General features: G+C 53.5%; 18 protein-coding genes and 2 pseudogenes. 10 read left to right on the forward strand and 10 right to left on the reverse strand.

The genetic code is table 11. From position 1 onward, the window contains the following. Positions 1–65 precede the first annotated feature (65 nt). Positions 66–1,352, forward strand: a complete 1,287-nt coding sequence (locus tag AC52W5_RS14775; RefSeq protein ID WP_495671554.1) for a hypothetical protein — start codon at positions 66–68, stop codon at positions 1,350–1,352. A gap of 295 nt (positions 1,353–1,647) precedes the next feature. Here AC52W5_RS14775 and AC52W5_RS14780 read toward each other — a convergent pair whose 3' ends face one another. Beyond that, on the reverse strand, positions 1,648–4,842 hold the full coding sequence (locus AC52W5_RS14780; RefSeq protein ID WP_495671555.1) for an autotransporter outer membrane beta-barrel domain-containing protein: 3,195 nt from the start codon (positions 4,840–4,842) through the stop codon (positions 1,648–1,650). A gap of 457 nt (positions 4,843–5,299) precedes the next feature. Between AC52W5_RS14780 and AC52W5_RS14785 the strand changes: the two genes are divergently transcribed. Further along, complete coding sequence (locus AC52W5_RS14785; RefSeq protein WP_218155123.1) at positions 5,300–5,503, forward strand: aldehyde dehydrogenase family protein; 204 nt, start codon at positions 5,300–5,302, stop codon at positions 5,501–5,503. 318 nt (positions 5,504–5,821) lie between these two features. On the opposite strand, the gene AC52W5_RS14790 is transcribed toward AC52W5_RS14785, so the two are convergent. The 3 genes from AC52W5_RS14790 to AC52W5_RS14800 are packed head-to-tail and all read right to left on the reverse strand — an operon-like array spanning position 5,822 to position 7,679. Further along, positions 5,822–6,553: a hypothetical protein gene (locus AC52W5_RS14790; RefSeq protein WP_495671556.1), complete on the reverse strand. Its 732-nt coding sequence runs from the start codon at positions 6,551–6,553 to the stop codon at positions 5,822–5,824. Positions 6,554–6,574: 21 nt separating this feature from the next. After that, positions 6,575–7,096, reverse strand: a complete 522-nt coding sequence (locus AC52W5_RS14795) for a hypothetical protein (protein ID WP_143104305.1) — start codon at positions 7,094–7,096, stop codon at positions 6,575–6,577. Continuing rightward, complete coding sequence (locus tag AC52W5_RS14800) at positions 7,083–7,679, reverse strand: polysaccharide deacetylase family protein (protein ID WP_495671557.1); 597 nt, start codon at positions 7,677–7,679, stop codon at positions 7,083–7,085. The genes AC52W5_RS14795 and AC52W5_RS14800 overlap by 14 nt, the downstream gene beginning before the upstream one ends. Positions 7,680–7,924: 245 nt before the next feature. On the opposite strand from AC52W5_RS14800, the gene AC52W5_RS14805 reads away from it, so the two are divergent. Further along, on the forward strand, positions 7,925–8,479 hold the full coding sequence (locus AC52W5_RS14805) for an NADPH-dependent FMN reductase (protein ID WP_495671558.1): 555 nt from the start codon (positions 7,925–7,927) through the stop codon (positions 8,477–8,479). A gap of 47 nt (positions 8,480–8,526) precedes the next feature. On the opposite strand, the pseudogene AC52W5_RS14810 reads toward AC52W5_RS14805, so the two are convergent. After that, positions 8,527–9,536 (reverse strand): annotated as a pseudogene (locus AC52W5_RS14810) (zinc-dependent alcohol dehydrogenase family protein). A 187-nt stretch (positions 9,537–9,723) separates the two neighbouring features. Here AC52W5_RS14810 and AC52W5_RS14815 point away from each other — a divergent pair. Together AC52W5_RS14815 and AC52W5_RS14820 are read left to right on the forward strand one after the other, a co-directional pair. Then, positions 9,724–10,035 (forward strand): hypothetical protein, encoded by a 312-nt coding sequence (locus AC52W5_RS14815; RefSeq protein ID WP_495671559.1) that lies wholly within the window; start codon positions 9,724–9,726, stop codon positions 10,033–10,035. Positions 10,036–10,273: 238 nt separating this feature from the next. Beyond that, on the forward strand, positions 10,274–10,735 hold the full coding sequence (locus AC52W5_RS14820) for a ferritin-like domain-containing protein (RefSeq protein WP_495671560.1): 462 nt from the start codon (positions 10,274–10,276) through the stop codon (positions 10,733–10,735). Between the two features lie 171 nt (positions 10,736–10,906). Here AC52W5_RS14820 and AC52W5_RS14825 read toward each other — a convergent pair whose 3' ends face one another. After that, the gene (locus tag AC52W5_RS14825; protein WP_495671561.1) at positions 10,907–12,310 is read right to left on the reverse strand and encodes an adhesin; all 1,404 of its coding nucleotides are present in this window, start codon (positions 12,308–12,310) and stop codon (positions 10,907–10,909) included. 347 nt (positions 12,311–12,657) lie between these two features. On the opposite strand from AC52W5_RS14825, the gene AC52W5_RS14830 reads away from it, so the two are divergent. Then, positions 12,658–13,002 carry a hypothetical protein gene (locus AC52W5_RS14830; protein ID WP_074974509.1) on the forward strand — a complete coding sequence of 115 codons (345 nt, stop codon included), beginning with the start codon at positions 12,658–12,660 and terminating at the stop codon, positions 13,000–13,002. Continuing rightward, positions 13,003–13,413: a hypothetical protein gene (locus AC52W5_RS14835; protein ID WP_074974508.1), complete on the forward strand. Its 411-nt coding sequence runs from the start codon at positions 13,003–13,005 to the stop codon at positions 13,411–13,413. A 96-nt stretch (positions 13,414–13,509) separates the two neighbouring features. On the opposite strand, the gene AC52W5_RS14840 is transcribed toward AC52W5_RS14835, so the two are convergent. After that, positions 13,510–13,953: an SRPBCC family protein gene (locus AC52W5_RS14840; RefSeq protein ID WP_074974507.1), complete on the reverse strand. Its 444-nt coding sequence runs from the start codon at positions 13,951–13,953 to the stop codon at positions 13,510–13,512. A gap of 148 nt (positions 13,954–14,101) precedes the next feature. Between AC52W5_RS14840 and AC52W5_RS14845 the strand changes: the two genes are divergently transcribed. Beyond that, on the forward strand, positions 14,102–15,265 hold the full coding sequence (locus AC52W5_RS14845; RefSeq protein ID WP_495671562.1) for an alpha/beta fold hydrolase: 1,164 nt from the start codon (positions 14,102–14,104) through the stop codon (positions 15,263–15,265). A gap of 236 nt (positions 15,266–15,501) precedes the next feature. After that, on the forward strand, positions 15,502–16,590 hold the full coding sequence (locus AC52W5_RS14850) for a tetratricopeptide repeat protein (protein ID WP_495671563.1): 1,089 nt from the start codon (positions 15,502–15,504) through the stop codon (positions 16,588–16,590). Between the two features lie 178 nt (positions 16,591–16,768). Here the strand turns inward: AC52W5_RS14850 and AC52W5_RS14855 are convergent, their stop codons facing one another. Together AC52W5_RS14855 and AC52W5_RS14860 are read right to left on the reverse strand one after the other, a co-directional pair. Beyond that, positions 16,769–17,338 (reverse strand): hypothetical protein, encoded by a 570-nt coding sequence (locus tag AC52W5_RS14855; RefSeq protein WP_495671564.1) that lies wholly within the window; start codon positions 17,336–17,338, stop codon positions 16,769–16,771. 156 nt (positions 17,339–17,494) lie between these two features. Beyond that, positions 17,495–17,761 (reverse strand): annotated as a pseudogene (locus tag AC52W5_RS14860) (S1 RNA-binding domain-containing protein); the annotation flags it as partial. 275 nt (positions 17,762–18,036) lie between these two features. On the opposite strand from AC52W5_RS14860, the gene AC52W5_RS14865 reads away from it, so the two are divergent. Beyond that, the gene (locus tag AC52W5_RS14865) at positions 18,037–18,690 is read left to right on the forward strand and encodes an Npun_F0296 family exosortase-dependent surface protein (RefSeq protein WP_495671565.1); all 654 of its coding nucleotides are present in this window, start codon (positions 18,037–18,039) and stop codon (positions 18,688–18,690) included. A gap of 211 nt (positions 18,691–18,901) precedes the next feature. On the opposite strand, the gene AC52W5_RS14870 is transcribed toward AC52W5_RS14865, so the two are convergent. Beyond that, entirely contained in the window at positions 18,902–21,274 is a 2,373-nt protein-coding gene (locus tag AC52W5_RS14870) for a Tex family protein (RefSeq protein ID WP_495671566.1), read from the reverse strand. Positions 21,275–21,299 lie beyond the last annotated feature (25 nt).

The following is a 21,299-nucleotide window of genomic DNA, read 5'->3' on the forward strand; positions in this document are numbered from 1 at the left end:
GGCAACATTACCGGAACTGCCGGGAAAATAGAATCCACTTTCGCAGCGACAAAATGGTTAACAATTTGAATAACAAAAAACTCTTGCTTATCCTCGCTCTTCTTCTGCTTACGCCGCTAGTTCATGGTCAGGAGGCTGTTCCACCCTCCAGCATTGGCCAGAACCAAAGCATGAACGCCAATGCCGATCCAAAAGCACAGACTCATCCTCAACTACACCCTCAGCCCCAGCGCCAGTTCCTGAATCAAGCCCAGGCTCAACCGGCAAGGAGGCAAGAGGAGCCTCCGCTCAACCCCGTTCCTGTAAAGTTCGAGGGCATTGTCGTTCAGGCCGACCCGTTGGCGGTGAAATCGGTTAACGGGGATGTGCAGACATTTATTCCGTCGCGCCAGGAAGCGTCGGCTGAGCTCCGGGCTGCCTGGCCCAATCCAGGCGACCTGGTTTTACTTACCTACGTACCGCGTGCGAGAGGCCATGCGCTCACCGATATCGAGATAGTGGGTAAAACCATTGTCGGCACAATCAAGGAAATCGCGGAGGATGACTCCTGGATCGTTGTACGCACGCAACTGCCGGAGAAGCGGGAGTACGAGGTGAACATACCGCTCCAGACAGGCGCCGATTTCAAGCCTCTGGTGTCCGCCATGCGGCAGGGCGATGGAATCAGGGCCACGTACGTACTCGAAGGCGGCATAAACTCATCCGACGAAACTGCTCAGGTTAAAATCAATCACGTCAGATCGCTCGAATGGCAGAGTGAGCCCGTCGGGCGCGTTGCTCGCTGGGCATCGCTACTCATTGCGATCTTTGTGCTTTTCATCCTTGCGTACATTTTCACCCGCGGACACCCCACTTACCTTTACCTCGGGCGTGATAACCGCTACAGCAGCTCCAAGTTCCAGACCTTCCTCTGGTTCTGGCTGGTCATCAGCGCCTATATCGCCATCGTATCTCACAGAATTACAGCGGCAGGCTGGAGCTATGTAGGCGGCGTGGATATTCCGCCACACCTGCTCATTCTTTCCGGGATCAGCGTCCTGACATTTGCCGGAGCAAAAGCGATTACAACGGGCAAAGTGGATGAAAAACCTGACCTGAAACCACCTGCCTCCAAACCAAGAGCGATTGACCTCATCTGCGACGACAACAATAAGCCGGATCTTGGGGATTTCCAGATGGTGGCGATCACCATCCTCACGGTAATCATTTATGCCATATCCGCAGTCGAATTCATGGAGAACATCGAATTTCGCCGGGTGGTTACCATGCCGGATGTCGATGCCACCCTGCTGTCAATATTCGGCTTGGGCCAGGCAGCCTATCTCGGCAAGAAAGCAGCCGGCGAACAGTAGCTTGATAGCCCTATTGATCCGGTCAGAAAATACTATGAATTGGTCATTCTGACCTGACTCGGAATCCAGCCCAAACCAATAATGGCGCACTTTGCACGTCACTGGATACCGGCTTCCGCGGGTATGACGTTTGTACTTTTTGCTCGCCGGCTCAATAATACGTCCTGCGCGGATTGCTTTTGCGCTACACGGTGCTGCATCGCGGCCCTTCCTTTTCATGATTCAAGTCGTTCTCGTAAAACAACTTACTCATGATTTCGGCCGCGATGCACCTGCCATTTGTGAGAAACGCGGGCTAAAACCTCCAGTCGAGATTTGCCCGGACACCGTTATCCACGACGTTGCCAAATACTTGTCCGGTATAGGCAATGCCCAGGATCGCGTTCTTGCCAACGTTTGCGTCGAGACCCGCTGCCATGATCATTGCCTCTTTCGCGATGGGGGTGCCTGCAATGCCAAATGTCGAGCCTCCACTGAAAGCCAGGGCCGAGCGGGTTGGAACGCTGTCAAAGGCATGACGCCATCCCAGACTGCCCCGCAGCCTTGTGGTCGTTCCCCCTGCTGTGGAAAACATGCTCGCCGCATTCATGCCCACCGTGCTGTAGGTGACCCCTTCGTTATCCCTGGAGCTACTCAACGCTGCGATGCTCCCCCGCTCCTGGAAGCCCTTGGTGGCGAGATTGACATACGCCACTCCCGCGAAGGGCTCCAGTGAAACGTTCTTGAACGGCAGCTCGTAGCCCAGTTCGCCAAACACCTGCCCTGTGCGGCCGCGATAATCCCCTTTCACCTGGTTGTTGAAACCCGGGAAAAGAATATTGCGGTTCGTTTCGAAGTCATGCCAGGTATAACCGCCGCCAAAACGCAGGGCGAGCGCGTGCCAGCGAGTGCCCCCATAAGCCGTCACGTGATAATTGTCGCTTGAACCTGTTGAAAAACGGTCGTTCACATTGAAGGACGAATTGCTGTACCCCCCGGCGATCCCCAGACGCAGGAGATCGGCAATAAGGGTGTCGCCCCCCATGAAAAAGCCCCCGATGTTCCGATTGATGCGCGCCGCGTTCATGTCTCCGCCACGGTGCCCGAAAGAACCGAATGCGCGAGTCCAGAATGCATGGCCGGCCGCTCTGTTTTCTTGCAGTGTTTGCCCCGATGCCCGGGAAACAGGGATGCCAGACCCGCTAAAGGACTGGCGCAAGCGATCATTGACCGCTTCGCGCAGGAAACGGCTATCCTCGATCATGACGCCCTTTGCGCTGGCATGAAGTTCCCCTGAAAGGCTGTCGAAAGCCCGCCGCGCGGCATCCCGATCAGGAAGACCCGTGATTATGTCATACAGTGAACGCCCGGAGCCCAGGCTCTCCACGGCCTGGCCCGCCGCACACTGGTTGGCTGTAACAGTGACAGCGCAAAATGCGAGGGGGTTGGCATCGAGGTAAACATTGTTCGGGTCGTAGCTCAATACCACATCCAGAAAGGGCAGCGTCCGGGTAAGGTTGAGCGCATCGAATGCTCCTGTCCGTCCACCTGCCGCTGTCAGGATAGTGTAGCGCGTGCCGGCGGAATAAGTACCCGTCCCTGGAGTGACCGCGACCGTGCCGCCGTGGAGGTTCGCCGTGCCCGCGACAGCGATCCGGTCGCTGTTTCCGGCAGGGTCGATTTCAACCTCATAGACGGAGCCGGGAAGCTGCGTGTAATTGCCGCTTACTCCAAGCGTGCCGATGGAATTTCCAGGCGCAATCGTGCCAGCAACAATTCCCGTACCGATCATCCCGTTGCCCTGAAGGCGGGCATCCGCATCCACATTCACCACGCCACCCAGGACGCCATTGACGGCAAGCGTGCCGGAATTGACGAGAATCGAGCCCACAAACCCTCCTGAATTCCCTGTCAGTGCCAGCGTCCCTGTCCCATCTTTGACGATCGTGCCAAAACCCGAAATCGCTCCTGAATAGCCCAGGTCATTCGAACGGTTGAACGCGAGCGTGCCGCCGAAATTACTCACATCTCCGACCATACTGCCGGTGGTGCCGCCATTGCCGATTTGCAGGGTTCCACTATAGATATGAGTGGGGCCCGTGTAGGCGTTCTCCCCGGCCAATATTAGCCTTCCGGCACCCTGCTTATCCAGGCCGCCGGTTCCGGAAATCACTCCCGCGTAGCCAATGTCATCGGAGCGGTTGAACGCGAGCGTGCCGTTATTGGTCACGTTCCCGGTGATACTGCCCGTGGTACCGCCGTTGCCGATTTGCAGGGCCCCGGCATCAATTGTCGTGCCGCCGGTATAGGTGTTTTCCCCTGTCAATGTCAGCCTTCCCGCCCCCAGCTTGTTCAGCGCGCCAGTTCCGGAGACCACGCCGCCATAGCTCATGTCATCGGAGCGGTTGAACGCGAGCGTGCCGTTATTGGTCACGTTCCCGGCTATGCTGCCCGTGGTGCCGCCGTTGCCGATTTGCAGGGCGCCGGCAGTAATGGTCGTGCCGCCGATATAGGTGTTTTCCCCGGTCAATGTCAATCTTCCCGGGCCCAGCTTGGTTAACCCCCCAGCTCCGGAAACCGCACCGCCATAGCTCGTGTCATCGGAGCGGTTGAACGCGAGCGTGCCATTGTTGATCACGTTCCCGGTGATACTGCCCGTGGTGCCGCCGTTGCCAACCTGGAGTGTTCCGGCACTGATCACGGTGTCACCGAAATAAGTATTAGTCAGGGTCAGCTGCGCGGAGCCGGTTTTGATGAGGCTGCCACCTATGCCGTTGATGATACCAGCCACTTCAAGATTCGCATCGGTATGGAATGTACCCGAACCAAAATTAAGGAAAATGTTCCGTGTCATGGCAAAGCTTGCGGTATTTCGCAGCGTGCCATTAAAGAGTATAAGCGGCCCCGTGGAAGTCCCCATGTTGTTGTCGGCATTTACAACCAGGGTGCTGGAGCTGATGAAGGTAGCACCCAAGTATGTATTGGCCCCTGTCAGCTCCAGCATGTCGTTCCCGGTACCAATCACCTGAAGCCCTCCCATGCCGGACAAAATACCGTTAATCCGTGCATGTCCGCCAATGGAGCCCCCCTGGACTCGAATGACAGGGGTTATCCCGCCGAGGTCGATTCCATTCTGGAAATCCAGCATATTTGCGCTGGATGTGCCGAGAATGAGGGCCTCTCCGCTGGGGACAAAGTTTCCGCTCCCCCAGGTCAGAGTGCCGCCGCTGCCGCCGATATTGACAATACGATTCGAGCCATTCGAAAGAAACCCTCCACTGCCGGTCCATTGCACTTGTCCCGGACCTGTGCCGAGACTGCCGGTAAAATCGCCGGTAACACTGGTGAGTTCGACGACCTCACCACTGCCGAGGGAACCATTAAATACGAGATTGCTGTTTGGGTCCCATGGTAGCGTCTGCGCGTATGGTTGTGGAGAAACAGCTGATAGCGCAGTGCCTAAAATCACGAGCTGCAAATCGAATAACGTGAAGCCTGGTTTTTTTTTCATAATGCCCTATAGATGATGTACCCTGAAACTCATTCTCCTGAAGCTGTTCCACTGTCTGAGGCGAATCGCATAAACGCTCCAGCCGGTATTTGAAGCAATGCGGACACAGGCTCGCCCATATCAGGCTCGCCCATACCCGAGGAAAAGAAGGACTGCATGCTACAGCCCTGGCAGAACGTGCAAAGCGAGCGAAAGAGAGGCCTTCCTCCCGCTTTTCATTTACTGCATGACATTTCCAACAACAGCGAAGAAACAGGAGGGATTTCAGGCTTACAGGATCAGGGAATCGAAGTTTGGCGGGCGGCCTATAGAAGCTATCTACCTATTCTTGGCTGCTATGCAGGCAATGAAACTACGGGTAGATAGGGACCATAGCTGTCAAACACTCCTCGAGGCCTCAAATCTAAAGAGGGTAATCGTCCAGGAGGAGGTTTTCGGACCAGTGCTAACACTGTAGGTGTTCGACACCGAGACCCAGGCGGTCGCGCTCGCAAACGACAGCGAATACGGTCTCGCCGCCAGCGTTTGGTCACGCGATGCCGACCGCCCCTTGCGAATAGCACGCTCAATTCAGGCCGGGACGGTGTGGATCAACGACTGGATGGTGCTGCGCGAGGGTCAGGCAGCCTATCTCGCCAAGAAAGCGGCGGGAGAACAGTAGCTTTGATAGCTCTAATCAGATGATACGGGAAGCGTTGCTGATCCTCTCGCGCCGCTATCTTCAGCGGATACCGCTCCTGGCAAAGTTACCGGCCTACGGCTTGACGGGAATAGAAATCGGCCTTTATCTGAGCTGATCCTGTTGCCCGCATGGGAATGTCTACTTTTTCGGCGCACCATTTTTACGAGCTTGCTCACGCATTTTTTTATCCAGCTTATCCATTTGCTCTGGCGTAAGCACACTCTGTTCGCCCCTGATCCCTGCCGAAGGATCAAAGGATGAACGGGATTACGAAGACTCGCAAGAAATGGCTTTCCTTCACCCCCCTTTACTCGCTGCACGGCATTGCAGGGCGATACCCGTAACACTGCGGGGATTCGATCCGGCACTGAAATGAGCAGTGATCGCAGTTGCAATCTGATTCTGAGAGCATTCCACCCATTTTTTCCAGCCATCGCAATTGGGACGTTGATCGCTGGGTGCGTTTAAATCCACCAATGGGGTAAGACCGGACGAACTGGAGGAATCCGGATACCTGGCAGGCAGATCGGCTACATTCCCGTTCTCGTCGATCATGCGGCCGCGAATCTGCAGCCCCTTGATGCGCGTGTTGTCTTTATTCATGCAGACACGTAATGCACGCACAAAAGTGCGTTCGGCAAATTTTATTCCGCCGAATTGCACCTTCATCTCCTTGCTGGTTGGATTGTTGCCGCACAGGGTTTTGATCTCACCGGTAATATCCTTGGAATTGTTGACATTTTCCGTCAACGCACCCACATAGCAGGGCTTGTCGTTCCGCTCCACTGACCAGATGCCATAAACAGCCTGGGTGCCCTCTGAATGGCCCACAGTGAACGGCGTGCCCGCAAAACCGGAAATGTCGGTCTGGGTGACACTGCCGGTTAAAGACACGTCGGTATCCGAAAATACTGGCGTTGCAAGGGCAAGTAAAATGCTGGTTGCACCCGTTCGGACAACCGATGAAGAGATGAATCTCTGCTGGCCGCTGCTCTTGATCTCACAATTGGTCCTGGCGCCCATAGTCATGACAATCCTCCTTTCCCCGGTTTATCCCGATCTATCCCCTGCTCCCTTGACGGGAAGTTTGAGTACACACTCGCCCATATCGAAAGTGAGCCTGTCACCCCCGTAATTCCAGATAGCGGTAAAGGGGGCCTTCTCTTCATCTGCGCTACCCTCTATTGCGCTGGTTTTGATGGTCAGGGAGACGACAAGCGGTTTGTTTTTCGGATGAACGACCGGGACCAGCCTGCCGATAGCAGTAATCGCGCCCCCCGCTTTCACGGTAAAAGCTTTCGTTTTGGCCGAGTAGCAGTTGGTCCAGAGACAGGCGGACAACTCACTGGTTTTTGCGTTATAAAGAAACGACTCCTCGTGCTGAAAATCCTCCGTCACCGGCTCGCACTGATCCGCGGTACATTCATACTTGACACTCGCTCTGCAATCGAACTCTCCCTTTTGCTGGGCTAAAATCCCCGGAGAGAACAGCAACGATACCAGCAGCGTCGAGCACGCAAACGGTGCAAGATACCTGGCGCAGGAATGGGAGCAGCAATCACGGCTCTGCAATGGCGAATCCCCATTCCCGCAACTGGGAGATAAAAAATGGCAGGTCTCTCGCGGTTCCGGCAAGTACATGCATGAGGACATTGAATGAAACCTTGCGGGGCATCTGGGTAAACTGCTCCTCGATGTAGGCTATTTTTTCCTCACCCAATCCCTGGGGAGCTTTCCAGTCCTCTGTATCGATATCCCAGGTGACGATAGTGAGTGACAACCCCTCGGCAACCCGGACAAGCTCCGGATCGAGGTGACCACGAAAACCGCCCGCACCATAAGGTGGCCGGATTTTGGTAGGCCGGAGCCCACTGACTTCTTCGATAATATCCTGTGTTCGTTCAAGTTCGCGACGCACTTCCTCCTCCGTCTCCTGCGCGAGATTGGGATGGCTCCAGGAGTGATTCTGGATATCGTGCCCCTGACCTACGATCATCCTTGTTGCCTCTGGAAATTGCCTGACTTCATCGCCAAGAACGTAAAACTCTGCCTTGATATCATTTTCGCGCAGCGTTTCCAGAATGCTTTCCAGCTCACTCACAGGCCCCGGCCCATCGTCAAAAGAAAGGGCTATCCGTTTTCCGTCACCGAGCATGTTTCCCCTCCTGATAATACTGATGGCCGCCTGAACTCTTCAAGCTCCTTATCTCCGGGGCTCGAAACGTGTGGACTTTTGCTGCTATATTTATCGATATAGACGATATTTTTAGGGCCTGCCTGTTTTTTAGTTATGAGACCGTAATTTGCGGGCACTTAATCAAAACGGCATGATCTTCAGCCTGCTCGGCTATACGAGTAACCAAACCCGTCACATTACGATCTTTTATAAGGAGATATGACATGGGCCAGTATCAAATTGCTGTAGTGGTGGGCAGTCTCCGCCGCGACTCATTCAACCGCAAACTGGCTGATGCCCTGATAAAGCTGGCCCCGCCTGACTTTACATTCAAATACCTGAACATCGGCGACCTGCCGCTATACAACCAGGATGACGACGAAAATCAGGCCGAGTCGGTCAAACGGTTGAAGGCTGAAATTGCCGGAGCCCAAGGCCTGCTATTCGTCACACCCGAATACAACCGGTCCATGCCGGGCGTGCTCAAGAACGCACTCGATCATGCCTCCCGTCCGTATGGGCAGAATGCCTGGGCAGGCAAACCAGGGGGAGTGATCGGCGCTTCCATTGGCTCTATCGGCACAGCCATAGCGCAGCAGCACTTGCGCAACTCCCTGGCTTACCTGGACGTTCCCGCTCTGGGCCAGCCAGAAGCGTTCATACATGTAAAAGAAGGGCTGTTTGACAAGGATGGGAACATCGGCAATGAAGACAGCAGGAAATTCCTGCAGAACTGGATGAACCGCTATGTCGATTGGGTGAAAAGGCACGCCGCCTGATTATGGCAGTTTCCTTTTTCATTCCTTACCGGGAATGATGGTTACATTCAGATATCGAGACATATCTTGCCAAAGTGCCGGTTGGTTTCCTGATAGCGAAAAGCCTCCACAAGCTCTTCCAGCGGGAAGTGACGATCGATTATCGGCCGCAGTCCGGTAGCTTCGATTGCCCGGATCATCTCGATCTGGTGACGGCGGCTGCCAACGACCAGCCCCTGAAGGCGCAATTGCCGTGTCAACACAGAGAGCAACGGCAGCGTTCCAGTCATACCCGAGAGAATGCCGACTACGGCGATGTGGCCGCCGATGCGCGCCGCCACCATCGACTGAGCCAGCGTGGCAGGTCCTCCCACTTCAATCACATGGTCGACCCGCGTCCCGCTGTCAATTCACGTACCAGATCACCCCAGTTTTCATGTTTCCGGTAATTGATGAGGTGGTCTGCGCCAAGCGTTTCCAGGCGGGCAAGTTTCGCATCACTGGAAGAGGTGGCTATTACCGTTGCTCCCGCTACTTTCGCGAATTGCAAGGCGAATACTGAAACTCCGCCGGTTCCCTGTATCAGTACCGTTTCGCCTGGCTTCAATGGACCGTCTACCATTAGTGCCCGCCACGCTGTTAAACCCGCGCATGTAAGAGTAGCTGCCTCCGCATGGCTATAACCCTTCGGGGCGTGAGTAAAACCGATAGCGGCCATTGTCACCTGCTGGCACGCAAAACCATCGACGCCATCCCCCGGAACGGTGCCCATGTCATCAATCTCGGGTTGTCCTTCCTGCCAACCTGGAAAGAAGGTACTGACAACATGGTCACCTATTGCAAATTCGTTAACGCCTTCCCCCATGGCAACAACCTCTCCCGCTCCGTCGGACATTGGAATACGCGGCACTGCAGGTGGCCACCTCCCGCTTACCACTGCGTAATCATGGTAGTTCAATGAGCTTGCTCGAATCCTGACGGTAATCTCGCCTGCTTCCGGCGCCATTGATTCGCATGTGCCCAGCGTTACACGATCAAATCCACCGCCCGGTTGCACATAGATTGCCTTGTTGGTCATCGCTTGCCTCTCATTCGAAACGTGCGTTGGTTGAGTCCAAAAGAATGTTTAGTATATATACTTGATTCCGGACAAAATAACCATTAACACCCTATTGTAGCCAGAGTTTCTTCGCCACAGAGATTCCGGTTTTCTTACGATTACTAAGTGCCGAGCCCGTTTCTTCTAATGAACAAGGGAATAATTCATGGACTCAAAACCGATCAGCAATACGATCAACATAATTAGCTCGAAAGATTTATTCACCCGCATCAACTGGCTCGAGCAGGAACTCAATTACCGATGCTCCGATGCATACTCTGAAGAACTGAAGACGTTGCAGGCATTTGCCAAAAACGTTGATGCCGCTGCCTCCGTTTCAACCTACGACAAAGGGTCGAACCTCATTCGCAGCAGCTACTTCGAAGATTATAGAAAAGTGCTGGAAGCGACAAATACGGAAGCGGCCCGCTTCGCCCCGGTCGATTTCGCCAGTGTGATTTACTGGCTGCAACTGTAAACACCGACCATCTCCCACAATCCCCGAATCCCGCGCTGGATTCGGGATCAAGCCCGGAATGACGGGATTCATAGTATTTCTGGCCGGATCAATAACTATCGAAGCGCTGTAAATCTTCGTTTCCCTTCATTCGAGCCGCCTGTAAATGATCGAATGTGCCTCAGCGTACAGAACGGCAGGAAGGATTTCTCTATTCTGTTTTTAAAGGCAATATTCAGGTTTTCATCAGGAGATAAAGATGGATAACGAGCGAATCATAAGCATGTTGAACGGTCTCATCGAGATTTCGCGTGATGGCGCAGAAGGCTTCAAAACGTGCGCGGATGATATCAACGATCCCGAGTTGAAGATGTATCTTCGAAACAGGGCACAGAGCTGCGAGGAGGCGGTGCGTGATTTAAGTGTAGAAGTCAGACGTTACGGTGGAGATCCCGATACAAGCGGCACCGCTACCGGCACATTGCATCGCATGTGGGTTGACTTGAAGACGGCAGTCACCAGCAACGATAATCTGGCAGTGCTTGAAGAATGCGAGCGGGGCGAAGCCGCTGCCGTGATGGCCTATGACAACGCGCTCAGAGAAGAAATGCCGTTCGATCTGCGTGCGCTGCTTGACAGGCAATACGAAGGTGTTAAAAGAAATCATGATCGCGTCCGTCATCTGCGCGATGCAGCGCGGCATGGCATCAAAGCGGTTTGAGAACGCAGTTCACATGGCTCACTTTTTTGCCTGCGAGCGGGAAGCAAAGCTCGTCCAATAGCCAAGGGCGTAACCGGCGAGACGCGCTTCTGTCCGGCGGTCGATCTCCCGGTTTGCGGAACTCAACCATCATCCGGGAAATCGCTTTCCTATCTCCCCTATCGAGTCTCGCTATTTCGATACGCGGTATAGGGAAATCTTGCTTTTATCCTGTTTTTCCAAGATAGCCGTGTCGCCATCGGCATTCAGGCTAAAGGAGCTAGCACCGGTTTCCGAAAAGCCGGCACACCCATTGGTGTCATAGGTAAACCCTTTGATGCTCAAAGCCTTGCTCCCGGCATCGTACGTGTACGAGGCGAACTCGACACCAGGTCCGCAATTTTCAGCGTGCTCCGGGTTGCCGATCGGATCAACCATCATGAACTTTCCGTTGGAAAAGAAAAAGTAAGTCTGGGTCTTGATATTCGTCCGGTCCGCCGCCCACGTCCCCACGATGCCCTTCGGTTCATTTTCCATGGCTGAATAGCGGCTCTCCTTGATTTCCGTCTTGATCGGCTCTTTGTCCGAACTGATCTCCAGAGTTCCCGCGATGTGGAAAAGCTCTCCAAACAGACTCGCCTGTTTCTTCTCTCTTTGAACCGTCACGATATCCGAATTAATCAGGTCGGAACCGTCCGTGCGTACCCGCACTGTCGGCCGGGGATTGGATAAACCAGCCTGAAGGTTGGTATCGATCACCGGTTTGCTCACGAATTTGAATCCCCTGGTATCAAATTCTGATACACCTGCCACACCGTACTCCACACCGGCCTTGCTGACCAGTTTACCGCCACAAACGCGGTTGGCATCGCAGGAATCATCCGGCGTGGCTTCACCGTTCAGGTACTCACCCCCTCCGCTGGTGGAAATACGGATTACAGAGGCGGACGTATCATCATGCTTGATCCAGATGTTGGAACTCAGCATGGGAATGCCCTGTGAAAGAAAATGTGCCCTGGCCTGCTCCGCTGTCTTCACGGTACCGCTCACGCCCCCCGCCTCCCTGGCCTTCTGCAATTCAGCAGAAGCTGCAAACGCAGCCGGATCGCTATCCAGATTGATGGAAGCCGTGACAGCAGCCGCGGCACTGGGAGGAATGGAGATACCATTATCGGGATCGCCATCGATATCGAGCGATTGCAGCAGAATAAGCAGGTTTTGCAGTTTATTCGCGCTTTCTCCCGCCAGTTCCATGGGAGTGATGATACCTGCTCCCTTTACTTTCCCCAGAGCCAGACCACCCAGCTTGAACTCCACCGTATCACCATGGCTGTATTTGAAGATTCCGTTTTCATCCGTATTGGCGGCAGCACCCGAAGACGCGGCATAACCCACGCCGCTTACCGCAGTGTCCAGCAGCCTGCCGGTAGTCGGGCCTGTTCCGGTTTTCCCCCCACCGTTGCTGCTGCTGCCGCCTGTTGCCGGTCCGCTTCCATTACCGCAGGCGGCGACGCTCAACGCCAATGCAAGCGGCATGAGATGAGCCCAGGAAATGGCTCTTTTATTCTGATTGAACTCCATCTTCAGCTGATCCATTCGATTTGAACAAACGCGCTATCATATCAAACTATAGCGCGACAATAGCGAAAACATCGGCCCTTTTCTTCCGTGTTTGTCCGTATAAAGGGTGCGGAACTGCGGAAAGGAAAACCAGGCTGCGGCAACCGGTGCGATTCAGGCGGCCTCAACTCCTCAAGAAAGCGGATAACAGCTTTGTTCCATTTCCCATGAGTCAGAGATGAGGCGAAGCTGTTGTATAATTTCGGATGGTAGAATCCGGAAGACTGGCTATACCAGGTTTTGCAGTCTACCGAGTGACATGACTCAGTCGCTTCTTCAAGTCCTATACAAATATCGATACCAACATTTCAAGGAAAATGATTATGCGTAAATTCCAGGCCCTTGCAGCTTCACTCGCTTTCACCTGCTCCATTCCGCTGGCACTTGCCGCCGAAGGAACCGTTGCAATTTCTTCACCTGCGGAAGGCGCCAAATTCAGCCCGAAGACGGACATCGAGCTGGTCTATGACATCTCTCTGGGAGATAAGGGCGACCACACCCATCTCTATATCGATGAAAAGGAAATCCTGACGCTGCGTAATCTGAAGGGAAGCCAATCCCTGGGAACGCTTGCAGCGGGAAAACACGAAATATGCGTCAAGGTGGTAAACAAGGCGCATACGCCCATCGGCCCGCAAAAGTGCGTCAACGTCAATGTAGAAGCATAAGTGTTTGAAAATCTCAACTATGCCATAGTGCAGTTGGTGCATAATTTCGGCGCCGCTGCCGTGGTGGGTTTTCCAGTCCTTGGGTGGTACATTTCGGGGCAGGCCAGCCCTGTGCTACGTAAGTTTGCCTGGATAGTCGGGTTGAGTTGGGCAGTTCAGGCGATGAGCGGTGCAGGGTTTGGTGCAGTGAGTTACTACTATTATCAGACATTCCCCGATCTGCACGGCGTCGCCTTTGCTGCATTGCTGGTCAAGATTCTCTGTGCCGCAGGCGGAGTAGTCATTGCAGCGAAGTATTTGCGTCAGTCAGCCGCATGGACGCCTAAACGACGCCGTAGTGCCTGGGGGCTGCTCAGCCTGCTGGGTGTAACGGCGCTGTCCGCCGCCGCATTCTTGCGCTGGTATGCATAACTTGGCCGCGCCGACACTTCCGGTAGCACGAATTCTTCATTGCGCGCCTCCCGAACTGTGAGGAAAGTGTAACTCCCCCACCTTGGCCTGCTCGTTCTATCGTGGCTGAAGTCGCCGGCGAAACTCGCCCGCCAGATCGGCAAGAAGTGAACGGTAAACCTTGTTCATGTATTCCACTGCTTCTGTGTTCGCGGATTCCCATGAGCCGGACCATTCCACGAAGGTCCTGTCATCCGTCGTCACCGGGAGCAGATGCAGGCTGCCCACGTAATCGCGAATCTCCCCTGATGAAACCGGAGAAGGCCCTTCGTCCATGGAATACATCATCCGACGCTCGATCTCGCTGTAGGCGATCAGCGTATCCAGGAATTCCCCGTTTAACAGCCGCCTTGCCCCCACCGAATATCCACCGCCCCCACCCACCTTTTTGCATGACCTGATCAGCGAAGGCGCCCAGGAGAAGTCGTGGAAGTTCCGTATCCTGGACCAGACCCGCTCGATTGGAGCATCAACGACAATGGAGTTGTATACTTTTGGCATGATTATCCTCTCTCCTGTTTTTCGTCCGGCTCTGGCGGGTTTGTCACCCTTTTTTCGGGCAGGTTTCACCGCGGCCGAATACCGGTCGTTTTTAAGCTAACATATGCCACATCATATCGACAGAATAATGTTCTGAGCAGAGACATCGGTGCCGGGCTCCGCTTTTCTTCGTCATACTGCTACAGCAGTGTTGCTCCTCCTATGCAGCGGTTGCGTTCATACCGTGCCATTCCGGGACGCAACCGGAAATATCATTTCCGGCAGTATCGCCAGCATGGAAACGATTACCATTGGCGGCATTCCTCAAAGCATCTGGTTTCGCGGAATATCCACTTCCAATCCTCCCCTGATTCTCCTGCACGGCGGTCCGGGCGCCAGCGAGTCGACGCTCTTTCGCCACTATGATTCCCCGCTTGAACAGCATTTCACCGTCGTGTATTGGGAGCAGCGAGGAACAGGCCGATCATTCCATTCCGATATACCTCCTGAATCCATGTCCATTGCACAGTTCGTGCGCGATCTGGACGAGGTCGTGGAATACGTAAGGCAACGGTTCCACAAGAAAAAAGTCGTATTGGCCGGCCACTCGTGGGGTACGGTGCCGGGAATAATCTATGCTTCGCAGCATCCCGAAAAAGTCTCCGCTTATGTAGGCATTGCCCAAGTGGCCAATGTGCCGGAAGGTCGCCGCTTATCCTACGGTTTTGCCCTGTCCGAAGCGAAAAATAGGGGAAATGCCAAGGCGGTCTCGGAGCTGGAAGCCATCGGCCCCCCGCCCTACGCCTCTGTCGATGAAAGATTGATAACTGCCAGATGGGTGGAGCGGTTCGGCGGCATATTCCATACCAATCTGTCGACAGGTAAGCTGATATGGACAGCACTTAATACCGATGAGGCGAACCTGATTGACCTTATCAGGTTTGGTCAAGGCAATCGCTTTTCTCTCGTGCAGCTGGAGAATGAAATCTCTCAGCTCAATCTGAGCGAGCCCTACCGCTCATTCAAGGTACCCATATTCTTCCTGCTTGGGCGTTATGACAAGCATGTTCCTGCGACCTTGGCAGAGCGATATTTCGAAACCATCGAGGCACCCTGCAAGCGGCTGGTGTGGTTTGAAAACTCTGCGCATAATCCGCCCTTCGAGGAACCGGCAAGGTTCAACCGAATATTGATAGAAGAAGTGTTGCCAATGGTTAATTCAGTCGATTGCAAATCCTCGCCACATTCCTCCCGTTTAATGAATGACGCAGTCGAGTCTACCTGTATTTCCCCGTATTTTTCTTGTAGTTTTCGGAATGAGGGCTATATTTAACAGCAGAAGCTCTGCCCGGCGAGATTGCGCTAGTCTTACGGTATTTATCCTTAATATGCCGGATGCTGGTGTCAGATGGTATGTGCCAAGGGATGGCGAAACAGTCTCCACCTCAGATCGTTTAAAAGTCGTGAAAAAATGTTTGAATCTTAAAGACGATATCGGTTTAACATCTGCTCTTTCCCATCTCCTAACCCTTAACCTGGTGCCCGCCGCTAAATATGAGAGGAAACTGAATGAAAACGCTCTCTACCGCTTTCTTTTTATCCCTCTTGTTGGGCACAGTGCACGTTGCTTATGCCCAGGAGACAAAGTGGCGGATGTTCAGCGAAGAGGCGATATCACTTTACAAGAAGGGCGAATATGACAAAGCGGTAGAAGCCGTCAAGAAATCGCTCGCGGTTGCGGAAAAAGAATATGGCCCTAACCATCCCGATACTGCCACCAGTCTGAACAACCTGGCGGAACTGTACCGCGACCATAAAAAGTTTGCCCAGGCGGAGCCGCTCTATAAGCGGGCTGCGGCAATCCGGGAAAAGCACTTTGGACCAAACCATTCCCTGGTTGCAAGAACCCTGAATGGACAGGCTGAGCTCTACCGCGCCCAGAACCGTTTCGGGGACGCCGAGCCGCTTTACAAGCGGGCGCTGGCCATCCGGGAAAAATCCCATCGCCCTGATCATCCGGATATAGCCCAGACGCTGAGCAATCTCGCGGAACTGTATTGCGTCCACGAACGGTACGCGCCGGCTAAAGCGCTTTACGAGCGCTTGCTTCCAATACGGGAAAAAGCGCTCGGTTCCGACCACCCTGGTCTGGCAGCAGGTCTGCACAATCTTGCATTGATCCACGAGAACGAAGGCCGACATGCCCAGGCCGAACCGCTCTACAAACGCGTGCTGGCGATCCGGGAGAAGGCCTTGGGCCGGAATCATCCCGACGTGGCGCAGGATTTGAGCATTCTTGCAGAACTTTATCGCATGCAAGGCCGCTATGCACTGGCTCAACCCCTTTATGAACGTTCCCTGGCAATCCTTGAAAAAGTTGCCGGAAAGTATCATCTTGATATCGCCACTATCCTGAACAACCTCGCGTTCATCCATCACAAGCAGGGGCAGTATGCACAGGCGGAACCCCTTTACAAACGGGCATTGGCAATCTGTGAAAAGTCTCTGGGCGCCGACCATCCTACCTCGCGGATAACCCGGGATAATCTTGCCGGGCTTCGTATCGCAATGGATCGGCTTACCCCGGATGATGAGGCGGGGCAGCAGGTAGCACGGTCGCGGTTCCAGTGGTTCAGTAATATAATGGGCAGGCCGTAGGAACCAATAGGGTCAGACTCGATTGATCAAAATGGTCCTTCCAGCTCTTTTTGATGATCAACCGAAATTTACCCTATCGATTCGTTAAATCCCACTTAATCTGCCCTGAATAATTCGATGATGATTGCACCAATTAGACATTTATCTCTTTAACATTTAACCATTGCCATCATAAGTCTCAATTTGGCTGATTTACCTCAAGATATCGTTTCCAAAGGTCTTGGATAGACTTTCCCTCCTCCGTTACCCAACGAGCTGGACCACGTACGGAAGAGCTCTGAAAGCCCACCTCAGTAAGTAGCTTCTGAGCAAGATTGCTCATGGAATACTTGCGATTGTTGTAGATCAAACTATTAACAGAAAGAGTGGCAGAGAATTGCTGAACTCGATTTCCTTGGTAGTCGACTAGATATAGCTTCTGCCCGTCCCGAAGAAAATTCGCTTGAATCAATTTACTTAAATCGGTCTTCGGTTCTTTTAGACGCCAAGCAGTTCGAGAGTTTTCCGTCAACGATTCCTTAAACTTGCCTGATGTTCCTCTAGCATCAGAAAACTCGGTCAGCTTTTGTTTTACTTTGGAATCAGTATCTTCAAACTCTTTGTGAGTTGTGAGAGTAATAGCGATCTGCGGATTAATACTATCGATACCCAATAAACGGCGAAGAGTCGAACTGGGTGTATCAATAAAGGGTTGCGCATGTTTCTGCAAATATGCAAAAACGTCGTTGTCGACTTCGATGAGCTGCATTGCCTACTCCTTTCTTAACAAGAAAGGAGTAGGCTAATATAAAAGATTAAGCTATTCAAGAATAAGACAAGAATAAGAATAGGCTATAGTTTTCGAATCTTCCGTAATACACTCGAATAGAATCTAACAAAAACTGTAGTCACCGTAGTCAGTCCCCTATTCCCTTCCTAACCTCGCAAACGCGCCCCATCGCTGTATCAGGTCCGGCTTCCCGTTTCTGCTGGAATCTGCTGAGCGATCCTTCCTATCCCTTGACTGCTCACGCTTGCCGATCCCCCGCGCCTCCTGTATTTGGGATGCTGGGGCATCTGTCAGTCTCATGGTCAGCGCAATTCGCTTACGCTTTTCATCGACTTCCAGCACCTTGACCTTGGGCACCTGCCCCACTTTGCCTACCGTGTGTGGGTCTTTCACAAACTTGTCAAAAATGCGGAGATGTCGTTTTAGAAGGAGATGGTTGTTTTCCCTCGATGTCGGAAGACTTTTCAGATGATCGAATGAAGAAAGAAGCTCATCTGGCAAGTAGGTGAAAATTCGGTTTTTTTAAAAAAGGCATGGTTTTTGCTTTTCATTAAATAGAGCTGTGAGGCCGTTATCAATCAGCTCACTTATATTTTTAATGAACATACAAGAGGAAGCAAAAAATGCCAACAAAAAAAGCCATAATCCATGTAACGACAGGAGTTTTTCTCACTGCCATGAGCCTGACCTCTTCCACCAGCGTTGCGGCTCTTATCAGCGCTTCCGTCGGGGGAATTCCTATCAGTGATGCAGTTTATGAAAATTTCAACAACCTCTCCTCCTCGGGGGGACTTTCCAGTAAGGGTATTTACGTTACGTTCAGTGGAATAGACTCGGGTACGGCAGCCCTTCCAGACGTTTCCGGAAAATACGCCGCCCCTTATGTGATCAGTGCTAGCGATCATCTGTTTAATGATATTCCCCAGGAAGACGGACCAAATCTTACACAATATCTGGTCACCGGTATCGGTTCGGTTACGCTCGACCTAAACTCATATCATCAATATTTTGGCCTTCTGTGGGGGTCAGTAGACAGCTACAACACCTTGTCTTTCTACGACGGCAATACACTCCTTTTCGACTTCACCGGCCTGGATGTCACCCGTCTGGCAAATGGCGATCAGGGGGTAAACGGCACTTTTTATGTAAACATTACTTCGGATGTGAAGTTTGACAGGGTGATAGCCTCAAGCTCGCAATATTCCTTTGAATTCGATAACGTGGCCTTGGCTAACACAGGAACTCCAAGCCAGGAGATTCCCGAACCGGGGACACTGGCTCTTCTAGGGCTTGGTCTTTTGGCAGGCTCCATTACTCGTTGCAAGAAATGAGACTAGTCTACTCTTCGTGCGAAACCCTCTCCTGACTTTCCTTCCCAATGTCACGGCGACTGCTATGGAAGGGAGTTGGGCTGCATGCTGCCTTTCCGGGCAAGGGTTTTCCTTGCCTGAGGGGCAGATCCAGTAGAGGTTGTTCCAGAAACAAAATTAATGCTCAGAGTTGACGGAGGCGAGCGCTTTACATTGAACGTCAAAACGTCATTCAGCTCCTCAACCTCGCAAACGCCGCTGCCATTGCGGTATCCGGCTTGACTTCCCGTTTCTGCTGGGGCTTGGCTGAGCGATCCTTCCTATCCCTTTGCTGCTCACGCTTGCCGGTCCCTCGGGCCTCCTGTGTTTGTTGTGCTGGCGCATCTGTCAGTCTCATCGTAAGGGCAATGCGCTTGCGCTTTTCATCGACTTCCAGCACCTTGACCTTGACCACCTGCCCCACCTTGACCACGGTGTGCGGGTCTTTGACGAATTTGTCAGCGAGCGCGGAGATGTGCACCAGTCCATCCTGATGCACTCCGATATCGATGAATGCGCCGAAGGCGGCCACGTTAGTTACCACGCCTTCCAGCAGCATTCCCGGTTGCAGATCGGAAATCTGGTTCACGCCTTCCTTGAATGCGGCAGTGATGAATTCCGGCCGGGGATCACGGCCTGGCTTTTCCAGCTCCTTCACGATATCGGTTACGGTCGGCACGCCGAATCGCTCATCCGCATACCTTGCTGGATTGAGCGATTTCAATAATTTGTTATTGCCGATGACAGACCTGATTTCCTGCTTCAGGTCGGAAAGTATTCTTTGCACTATAGGATACGATTCGGGATGTACTGCCGAGGCGTCGAGCGGGTTCTCGCCATTCATCACGCGCAGGAAACCTGCCGCCTGCTCGAAGGTTTTTTCACCCAGGCGCGGCACCTGGTGTAAAGCTTCGCGCGAGGTGAACGTTCCGTTTGCCTCACGATAGACAACAATGCTTTGCGCGACAGCCGCGTTAAGCCCCGAAACGCGTTCGAGCAGCGGCGCAGAGGCCGTATTGACATCCACGCCTACCGCGTTCACGCAGTCTTCGACTACGGCATCGAGCGAGCGCGCAAGCTGGGTTTGCCCGACATCATGCTGGTATTGACCTACGCCAATCGATTTCGGATCGACTTTGACCAGTTCCGCCAGCGGGTCCTGCAGACGGCGCGCAATGGAAACAGCGCCTCTCAGCGACACATCCATATCGGGGAACTCTCTGGATGCCAGATCGGAGGCGGAGTAAACCGAAGCACCCGCTTCCGAAACCACAATAGAGGTGAGCTTGAGGTCGGAGCGACGCTTGATCAGGTCTTTTGCCAGCTTGTCGGTCTCGCGCGAAGCGGTGCCATTGCCTATCGCTATCAGCGACACCCGGTATTTTTCCGCAAGCGCGCCTACAACATGAAGCGACCCGTCCCAATCATTCCTTGGCTGATGTGGATAAATGGTGGCCGTTTCCATGACTCTGCCAGTCACATCCACTACTGCGACCTTTACACCGGTACGGAGGCCGGGGTCGAGACCTATCGTCACACGAGGCCCCGCGGGAGCGGCCATGAGCAGGGCTTTCAGGTTGCGGGCAAAGACGTGGATCGCTTCAGTCTCGGCACGCGTGCGCAACGTGCCCATAAGATCGATTTCCAGATGCGGAAAACTCTTTACGCGCCAGGTCCAGCGCACCGTATCCATCAGCCACGCATCGGCAGGCCGCTCTTTGTTCACAATGCCGAACCGGACAGCAATGCGCGCTTCGCACGGGTTGTGCGGCGCATCCCATTTCGGTTTCTCCGTCTCGGAATCCAGGCGCAGGACAACGCGTAAAATTTCTTCACGCCGCCCCCGAAAGAGGGCCAGCGCCCGGTGTGAAGGAATAGTGCTGAGCGGTTCGGAATAGTCGAAATAATCGGAATATTTTGCGCCCTCCTCTTCCTTACCCTTACCACCATTCTTGTCGCTCGCGACTTTCGACTCCACCACCCCATGGTCCAGCAGATACTCGCGCAGCCACTGAAGCAACTCGGCATCTTCCGCGAAACGTTCCATCAGTATCTGGCGTGCTCCCTCGAGCGCAGCTTTCACATCCGGCACCCCGGGATTATCTCCCTGCTCGGTGGTGAAGGCTGGCTTCAAGTACTTGATAGCCTCTTCCTCGGGTTGCAGCATCGGGTCAGCAAGCAGCGCATCTGCCAGTGGCTCCAGCCCCGCTTCCAGCGCGATCTGCGCCTTGGTGCGCCGCTTTTTCTTGAAAGGGAGATACAGATCTTCCAGGCGTGTCTTGTCCTCGGCCTGCAGAATGGAAGCAAGCAGCGCGGGCGTCATTTTCCCCTGCTCCTCTATCGATGCGATGATCGCGGCACGCCTGTCTTCCAGTTCGCGCAGATAACGCAGCCGTTCTTCCAGCAGGCGCAACTGTGTATCGTCCAGCCCTCCAGTCACCTCCTTGCGGTAACGTGCGATAAAGGGCACGGTGGCACCTTCATCCAGCAAGGCAATGGCAGCGTTAACCTGTACAGGCTTCGCGCCGAGTTCAAGGGAAAGACGTTGTTCAATGGATGGCAGCATGATTGACGGACACCTATTCAGTTGC

Source organism: Nitrosospira sp. CT (assembly GCF_059489795.1).